General features: G+C 50.5%; 9 protein-coding genes. 2 read left to right on the top strand and 7 right to left on the bottom strand.

What is annotated here, in order from left to right; translation table 11 throughout:
* Both L692_RS32945 and L692_RS0117755 read right to left on the bottom strand, forming a co-directional pair.
* The coding region (locus L692_RS32945; protein WP_036724301.1) for a SpvB/TcaC N-terminal domain-containing protein at positions 1-383 on the bottom strand (383 nt) is incomplete at its 3' end.
* Positions 384-699: 316 nt separating this feature from the next.
* Complete coding sequence (locus L692_RS0117755) at positions 700-2,316, bottom strand: alkaline phosphatase family protein (RefSeq protein WP_232238818.1); 1,617 nt, start codon at positions 2,314-2,316, stop codon at positions 700-702.
* A 150-nt stretch (positions 2,317-2,466) separates the two neighbouring features.
* Here L692_RS0117755 and L692_RS0117750 point away from each other — a divergent pair, with 150 nt between their 5' ends.
* Complete coding sequence (locus L692_RS0117750; RefSeq protein ID WP_051503528.1) at positions 2,467-3,051, top strand: class I SAM-dependent methyltransferase; 585 nt, start codon at positions 2,467-2,469, stop codon at positions 3,049-3,051.
* A 129-nt stretch (positions 3,052-3,180) separates the two neighbouring features.
* Positions 3,181-4,596: a cardiolipin synthase gene (gene cls, locus L692_RS0117745; protein WP_025701442.1), complete on the top strand. Its 1,416-nt coding sequence runs from the start codon at positions 3,181-3,183 to the stop codon at positions 4,594-4,596.
* Between the two features lie 90 nt (positions 4,597-4,686).
* Here the strand turns inward: cls and L692_RS0117740 are convergent, their stop codons facing one another.
* From L692_RS0117740 to ahbB, 5 genes are all read right to left on the bottom strand, one after another.
* Complete coding sequence (locus L692_RS0117740) at positions 4,687-5,199, bottom strand: DMT family transporter (protein ID WP_025701441.1); 513 nt, start codon at positions 5,197-5,199, stop codon at positions 4,687-4,689.
* A gap of 14 nt (positions 5,200-5,213) precedes the next feature.
* Positions 5,214-5,912: a Crp/Fnr family transcriptional regulator gene (locus L692_RS0117735; protein ID WP_025701440.1), complete on the bottom strand. Its 699-nt coding sequence runs from the start codon at positions 5,910-5,912 to the stop codon at positions 5,214-5,216.
* 60 nt (positions 5,913-5,972) lie between these two features.
* A complete protein-coding gene (locus tag L692_RS0117730; protein ID WP_025701439.1) occupies positions 5,973-6,398 on the bottom strand; it encodes a DMT family transporter in 426 nt (141 codons plus the stop codon).
* A gap of 103 nt (positions 6,399-6,501) precedes the next feature.
* Positions 6,502-6,894, bottom strand: coding sequence for a NusG domain II-containing protein (locus L692_RS0117725; protein WP_036724298.1), 393 nt, complete (start codon positions 6,892-6,894; stop codon positions 6,502-6,504).
* A 131-nt stretch (positions 6,895-7,025) separates the two neighbouring features.
* Positions 7,026-7,591: siroheme decarboxylase subunit beta (ahbB, locus tag L692_RS32940; RefSeq protein ID WP_051503527.1), on the bottom strand; the 566-nt coding region annotated here is incomplete at its 5' end.

The following is a 7,591-nucleotide window of genomic DNA, read 5'->3' as shown; positions in this document are numbered from 1 at the left end:
CGGCTGCCGTCCGGACGGAGAACGGGAACCAGATCTTCCGAGCCGGAGAGCAAGTAGACGTCCGATTCATCGGCGTCTTCATAACGGGGCAGTCCTTTGTCTGTTCTTCTGGTGATGGAAGGTATGGAAAGAGTCCAGCCGAAACCAAACGGGCCATTTCCGAGGCCGGAGTCATGCTGAAGTGAAATCTGGGGTCCGAAGCCGGAGCGGCCGGGGCTGAACGCAAGGGGAACGGTCATCGAAGCGGCGCCGGTGACCGGATTGGCGGCAAATTTCTCGGAAATGCCCCGTATCGCTCCGCCCCCCTTCGGAAGCGAAAGGGAAGGTGTGGAAAAAGCGTGCGGGCCTCCGGCATTCCCCCCTGAAGGCTTGTTGTCGATCAATAGCAATCCCTCCCGGCTTTTGGAGTGTGACCATCAATCGGATGAAGTATTTGTAAAATATACTATTCTATTGATAAAGTAACAGAGAGCGTTTTCAGCCGCAATACGGCTAAAGTAGGACACGGGATTAGTGCAGGTTGGCCCGTTTGGCCAAGCACCCGCGAGTTTCGACACCATGCGATACATGCGAAGCAGTCCTTTGTCCCTATCCGATCCGTATTATCCAGACATTCAGGATGGCAAATGTATCGCTGGACCCAAGCCTCCAATCGGGAACCCGGCCCACAAGCTTACCAGGATACCCGGAGATTCGCAGCTAATCGCGGTCAGCAACACGCAGAATCCAGTTTTTCAAATCGACGATTCTCGGGTGTTTCGGCTGCAAATCCGTTCCGGTAACAATAAGGGGGACAATGGAATCCGCCTCATGCAGCGAACCGTGCGCTCCTCCTCCGCGGTGAGCGGGAGAGCTTTCGCCGGCGAGTTCGTATCCCGGTTTCACCGTAACAACGACAAATCGTCCTTCATGGGAATGGAGAGCGCCGTATAATCGGGCGAGCACGTCCGGGTATTGTCCGTAGTTGATCCGATGTCCATGAAGCGAAATGTCCGCGAGATCAGGAGCGCCCGACAGCGACCACTTTTGCCCGTATTCATCTAAGAAAGGTCCACCCGGACGATAAGTCAACACGTTATTCCCTTTTCCTCCGCCCGTAAGCAGTACCGAATGATCCTGCTTTACCGCTATGATGTCGAGTTTGTCTTCGGCTTGCAGCTTTTTGACAAGCTCAGAAAGCTTCAGATCGGGCGATATGGCGTAAATGTAGGCCATCCGTTCGTTGGCGGCGACAACGACCTGATCATCTTGTCCGACAGGCCTGCCCAGCTTGGCAATTCGGTAACCGTTCAGAAGAGGGAGCAGCTCTACTTTAAATTCGTCCCGATCTCCCAGCACATCACTTTGAGCGCTGTCCCCCAGAATAATCCAGGTGGCATTACTCACCGCCTCGTCCCATGATCCGAACGCGCCCAGAACGTGCTGCAGCGCCCGGTCCGCCCTTTCAATACCTTTAAGAGCATTCGAGCCTTTCCGGTGATGTACGCTATCGTTTCCCGGAAAATACCCGATCGTTACTTCCGGAAGCTTCCCGTGCTTTACTAGAAAAGCAATGTCCCGCGCTGTGAATTTGTCGTTCATGCCATACTTTTCCCACAAAGCCGTATGGAGGCTGTTGTCCGGATTTAGGTGAGCGAATGCGGCAAGCGAGAACAGCTCCGGAGCGGTAATTTTGTAATGATCCGGCAGCCGTGAGGTATTCGCCATCGCTCGGGGTACACGCAGATCGCGCTGTGTTCTTCCCCGGTAAATAATTGCGTTGATCGAAGCCGAGTGTTTGCCTGCGTCGGCCAATTCCTCATGAATAGTCTTCACTCTTTTGCTTAACTGAACCTGGTTCATTTGATAAACGCTGTCCGTCAATACTTGCAGTTGGTCGATCTTCAAGGCTTCTTTTGGCCCATTGCCGTAAAAAACCATCCGCCTTTCACCGTCACTGTACCATACCAGCCCCGGAACATGATGCTTATCCGCATACACGCCCGTCAACAAAGTGCTGTCAATCGTTACGGACATGGTCGGGAATGAACTGACAACTTCAGGCGTGTAGCGTCCGTGATCAACAAGGTATTTTAGAGCGGGTGCCCTGCCTTGTTTCATTGCTTCCTGCAGCGGCTTGTCCATCAAGGAATCTATAATAATGACTACGATTGGCTTATTCCCTACTGCCTTTGACTTGAATTCTGATTGGGGCCGCACAACACCGTTCGTTTCTGATTTCGGATGACATCCGCCAAGGGACATGATTAACGTTAAGCCGATTGTCAAAATAACGGCAATTCGGGGACCTGAACCCATTCCATTTGCTGCTCTCATTCCGAACTTTTCTCCTCTCTATGGTCACACATAAATCTAAAAATGCCCGTTTGAGGATTTAATTATGCAGAATTTTGTTGAATTTTCCCGGCTTCAGCGGGTTAGATTATTGCCATTGAACAATACTACGAAAGATGGTGGCTAATTCTGATGACTTCCTCTTCACCGCAGCTTTATCACTGGTTCGTCCGCCCGAAATGGTTTACCAAAAAATATATTCACGATCAAATCCAACCCCGTTTTGCATTTAACGATAAAGTTGTACTTGACTTTGGTTCCGGCACAGGGGCCAATTGCTCGATGTTCAAGCCCCTCCATTATCTCGGTATCGACCCGGACGAGAGTCGTATTCACTACGCAAGACGATCCTATCCGAATTACAAATTTCATGTGCTCGAAAATGGCAAGGTGCCCGTTGATGATAAGTCTGTCGATTACATACTCATCATCGCCGTGCTGCACCATATTTCATCGGGCGAAATTACAGAGTATATGAAGGAATTCAAGCGGGTTTTAAAACCGGACGGAAACGTCATCGTTATGGAACCTTGTATGTGCCAAAAGAAACCGCTAAGCAATTGGTTCATGAATTTCTATGACAATGGCGAGTATATCCGGAACGAAGAAGAGTACATCCAGTTGTTTCGCCAGAATGAATTCAGCTCGCAGATAATCAACCGATTCCGAAAATGCTTGTTATATCATGAGCTGTTTTTCTCGGCCAGCCTTAAATAATCTCATCATGAGAAGAGCTTTTAACGAAAAGGACTCTGCTTGGCTGTAAAAAGCGGGCACGGGTCTTTTTCAATATATTCCTTTTCAACATATTCCCTTTAACGCATGACCTTTTGAGGAGGTAAACCTTTGCTTTGGATCGTTTTGGCTCTCTTGTTGTTCATCATCCAAATCGCATTCGTTATCATCATCGAATATCAGCGTCCGGGCAAAGCTGTGGTTTGGCTTATTGTTTTGTTCATTCTTCCGGTCATCGGTTTCCTGCTGTATTTATTTGTAGCGAAAGAATACCTTTGCCCTCCCGCTCTTTCGCGGACAGACAAGGGACGTTGGGACGGGTTAAAGGACGACCTCAGGACTCGATCCAGACAACGGGTATTGAAAGACCTGCACGGGAAGTTCATTGTCCAGGATGACAATTTATACGCATTGCTTAAAAACATACCGGTTGCCCCCATTACCGCTTGTAATGAAACGACGGTATTCGTAGAAGGAGAGCAAGCGTTTGAAGCCATGCTGGATGCGATTGCCGCCTCCAAGCATCATATTCATGTGGAATTTTACATTATCCGCGACGATCAGCTTGGTATCCGGTTTGAGCAATTGTTGATCCAGAAAGCGCAGGAAGGAGTGAAGGTACGATTTCTATATGACGGGATCGGAAGCCGCCAGTTAGGAAAAGCCTATTTGAAACGACTGCGGAATGCCGGGGTCGAAACGGAGTGTTTTTTTCCTCTGTTAACCTCATTCTTCCATAAACGGCTCAATTACCGAAATCATCGTAAAATCGTGGTGGTGGACGGCAACATCGGTTTTTTCGGCGGCTTGAATATCGGGGATGAATACTTGGGGAATGATCCGAAATTCGGCTACTGGCGGGACACTCATTTCAGCATAAAAGGCGATGCGGTGCTGTGGGTCCAATATACCTTTTTAAGCGACTGGCACCTGGTTACAGGACAGGTCATAACGGATCCCGTCTATTATCCGATACAGGACAGCCGCGGGAACGAGCTTGTACAAATCGTAAAGAGTGGCCCGGACGAGACGATTCTGGAACTTATTTTCTCCCTCGTCGTTTCAGCGAAGAAGCGGATTTTTATCGAGACGCCCTATTTCATTCCCGATCCCGGCGTATTATTGGCTCTGAAAACGGCCATCACAAGAGGAGTCGACGTTCGCATGATTATACCGGCTGTTCCTGACAAAAATCTGGTTTACTGCGCTACTCTGTCCTATGTCCAGGAATTGCTGCAGGCAGGAGGTCGGGTTTATGGCTACCGGAAAGGGTTTATCCATTCCAAACTGATTATTTCCGACGACCTGGCGCTTTCCGGCAGCGCAAATATGGATATACGGAGCTTTTGCAACCAATTCGAAATCAATGCGGTCTTTTTTGACGGGAAGGTTGTTGACCGCCTGCTACAAGATTTTTACCGGGATCTTGAGGTGAGCGAGGAGATTCTGCAGTCGGATTTCGAACAGCGAAGCATGCTGCAAAAAATGCAGAACGTCTTCGCCCGGTTGCTGTCGCCATTATTCTAAACCTGAGCATGACGCAGTAATCAGCAAGCCGCCCCGTCTCATGCAGTTTGTCAAAAATAATCTGCGCAACGGCAGATACACGCCATCATCCTAGGCACCTCTCGCTTCACTCTGGATGCGGCTCTCCGAAGTCTTGTCTGTTTCTGCCGTCGCCGCCTCATTCTCACCCCTGCCGCCTAGCTTGAACACGAGAATGCCGCCGATAATGACCAATACCCCAACCAGCTTCTGAAAGGTAAACGGAACCTTGCTTAGCCCCAGCCAGCCCAATGAGTCCCATACCAGGGCGGAGCCGAGCTGTGAGATGAGAACAATGGAGATGGCATACGTTGGACCGAGTAGCCTCAGCCCCAGAGTCAGACAGATCACAACCCCCACCCCGATTCCTCCGCTGAACCAGTACCAGGGCTTCATATTTTCCAGGCTGAACAGCCGTCCCCCTTCAAAGAGCAGACCGAAGGTCAGCGAAGCGGCAAAGCCCATCCCCAGCACCAGAGCCGTCGTCGCCCAGGAACCGGTATGTTCATTGACCTTGCTGTTAAACACATTTTGCATACTGACCAGCGAACCTGCGACGAGCGCGAGCAGCAGTCCTTGGATCATAAGCGATACACTTCCTATTCATAAATATTCTGGTTGGCCAGCGCGCTTAAGCCTTCCTTGTCCTTGACAAGAATGAACCCTTTCCTGCGTTCTATCAGGCCTTCCTCGCATAACTTTTGGATAATCCGGTTGAGATGGCGGTAGCTGGTTCCAATAAAGTTCGCCACATCGGTTAGTCTGAAGCTGTTAAGCTGCCCCGGAATCTCGGAGCCGGAATCGTCATAGGATACGGACAGCAGGTAGCTGGCCAATCGCACCTCCACCGGATGCATCAAATTAAAGCTCAGATAGTTGGACTTCACGTAAAACTTCCGGGTGATAATGCCCAGCAAAAAATTCAGCAGCGGCGGGTAGTCTGCGCCATATTTTTCAAGCATGCGATAAGGAACGCCAATCATATAGACCGGCGACACCGCCTCCACCGTATTGATCAGCGGAATCTGCTGGATATACTCGATTTCCCCGATCACCTCGATCGGCGTCTTGAAGGATATGATCAGGATTTTGCCCTCTGCGGAGGTGGTATACACCTTGATCTTGCCTTTGACCAGCACATACAGAAACTGGGGAAGCTCTCCCTGGGAACAGATCAGTTCACCCTGATCGAACCGGTACAGCGACAAATGCGGCAGCAATGCCTCATTAAATATGGATTCCAATTGATAAGTCTGTAAAAAAGAATGCAGCCGCTTGCGGTCCTGTATTTCTTTCATCATCCGCATTCATCTCCAGCCCACTAGCGTTACTCTCAACAATGAGGTGTAATCATATTATCAAAATTCTAGGATGATTACACCGGCGACCATCATTCCAAGTCCGATGAACTGCGGCAGCTTCATCTTACGCTTCACCACGCCGACCCAGCCGCTTGAGTCAATCAGAAAAGTCAGGCACAGCTGGGCGATCAGCACTGCGGATATCGTGAAGGTAACCCCGGCATTCCGAATGGCCGTGACTTCGCTGAATATAATGACAGCCGCCAGCGCGCCGCCGAACAGATATAAAGGCTTGACCTGCCTAAGCCCCCGCCGTCTGCCGTCCCGGACGAACAGGAGGATCAGCAAAGCCATAATGAACCCGGTGAACTGGGTAACGGCAGCGGCTTGCCAGGTTCCGACATCTTGACTGATCCGGGCATTAGCCACTCCTTGCAGCGTAATAAAGGCGCCGCCCAGCAGCGCAAGCAACAGCCCTCTCATTTCTTTTACCTCCCTTTTGATGTAAGCTCTGACTCTAATTAAAAGGGTTCTCCGAATTTTTGGGAAGGACATATGTCCCAAGAAAAAAAGACCGGGTATCCGGTCATATCACTGCGTCGAGTTCATCGCCTGAAGGCGGCTTGCGCGGGTTGAACACTTCCACGTACACACGGGTCGGAATACAGATAATCTGCTGATAGGGCTTGGAGATGAATCCCATATCGAGCGCGATCCGCTTCGGAGCGTCCGAATAAATCATCTGAATCCCATAATCGAAGGCCTTGAGCGTATTATGGCCAAACTCCGTCCGGATGTCGATAATTTGCACGTCCTTGGTCAAGGCAACGTTCTTGTACAGCTTCCCGTTCACGGTGATCCGGGCCATCAGCTCTCCCGGTTGGTAGGCGCTGTGGTCCATTTGGAGCCATTTGATCCCGTAAATCGAGGCTGCAATCAGCAGTCCCAGCAATATGATGTACAGATCTCCGCGTTTCATAATATCGATGTCTCCCGTTATATCAAAATAGTAATAATTACGAATAAGCTCAATATAAACAGAGCGAGATGAACTGTCAACACGAAAACGGATGCCGTCCTATATGGACAGCATCCGCAGAAATATATAGTTCAGATCGAAAAGCTCGTCTTCTTCAATTCTTCCGTACTGAACAGAATGTCGTAATCCGTGATGCCCTCATGCTGAACAAAATGCTCCGCAACCCTCCGGACGGATGCTTCATCCGGCCCGTGAATCATGGCGTACAGATTATAAGGCCAGTCCGGATGCGCCCGGCGCTTGTAGCAATGGCTGACTTCCGCATAGGCGGCCAGCCTTGGGCCTGCCTCGGGTATACGCTCCCCGGGAAGTACGCTGACGAACAGCCCATTGGCCGAGAACCCGGCTTCCCTATGCTTCAGAACGGCTGCAATCCGTTTAAGCGCTCCTCCCGCCTGCAGCGACTTGAGGCGCAGAAACATCTCTTCCAGGCTGCAGCCTGACTTATAGGCAATCTCGGTATACGGCTCGGGAAGCAGCGGCAGATCGCCTTGAAGCTCGCGGATCAGCTGAAAATCGGCAATCTCGATCTGGCACTGCTCCCGCTTGAAGCTTGGCCCCCTGCTCAGACCCTGACCCGGTGTAATGGCTGGTGCGGCAGCCTGTTCCTCCATATTCAGAAAGACCTTCAGCTTGA

The sequence above is a fragment of the Paenibacillus forsythiae T98 genome (genome assembly GCF_000520735.1).
Lineage (GTDB): Bacteria > Bacillota > Bacilli > Paenibacillales > Paenibacillaceae > Paenibacillus_AQ > Paenibacillus_AQ forsythiae.
This window is presented reverse-complemented; position numbering and strand designations above follow the sequence as displayed.

Excerpts from the sequence above, each read along its gene's own strand:
- L692_RS0117755 (WP_232238818.1), bottom strand. The coding sequence starts at position 2,316 with ATGAGAGCAGCAAATGGAATGGGTTCAGGTCCCCGAATTGCCGTTATT.
- L692_RS0117740 (WP_025701441.1), bottom strand. The coding sequence starts at position 5,199 with ATGATCCAAGGACTGCTGCTCGCGCTCGTCGCAGGTTCGCTGGTCAGT.
- L692_RS0117750 (WP_051503528.1), top strand. The coding sequence starts at position 2,467 with ATGACTTCCTCTTCACCGCAGCTTTATCACTGGTTCGTCCGCCCGAAA.
- L692_RS0117725 (WP_036724298.1), bottom strand. The coding sequence starts at position 6,894 with ATGAAACGCGGAGATCTGTACATCATATTGCTGGGACTGCTGATTGCA.
- L692_RS0117735 (WP_025701440.1), bottom strand. The coding sequence starts at position 5,912 with ATGAAAGAAATACAGGACCGCAAGCGGCTGCATTCTTTTTTACAGACT.
- L692_RS0117730 (WP_025701439.1), bottom strand. The coding sequence starts at position 6,398 with ATGAGAGGGCTGTTGCTTGCGCTGCTGGGCGGCGCCTTTATTACGCTG.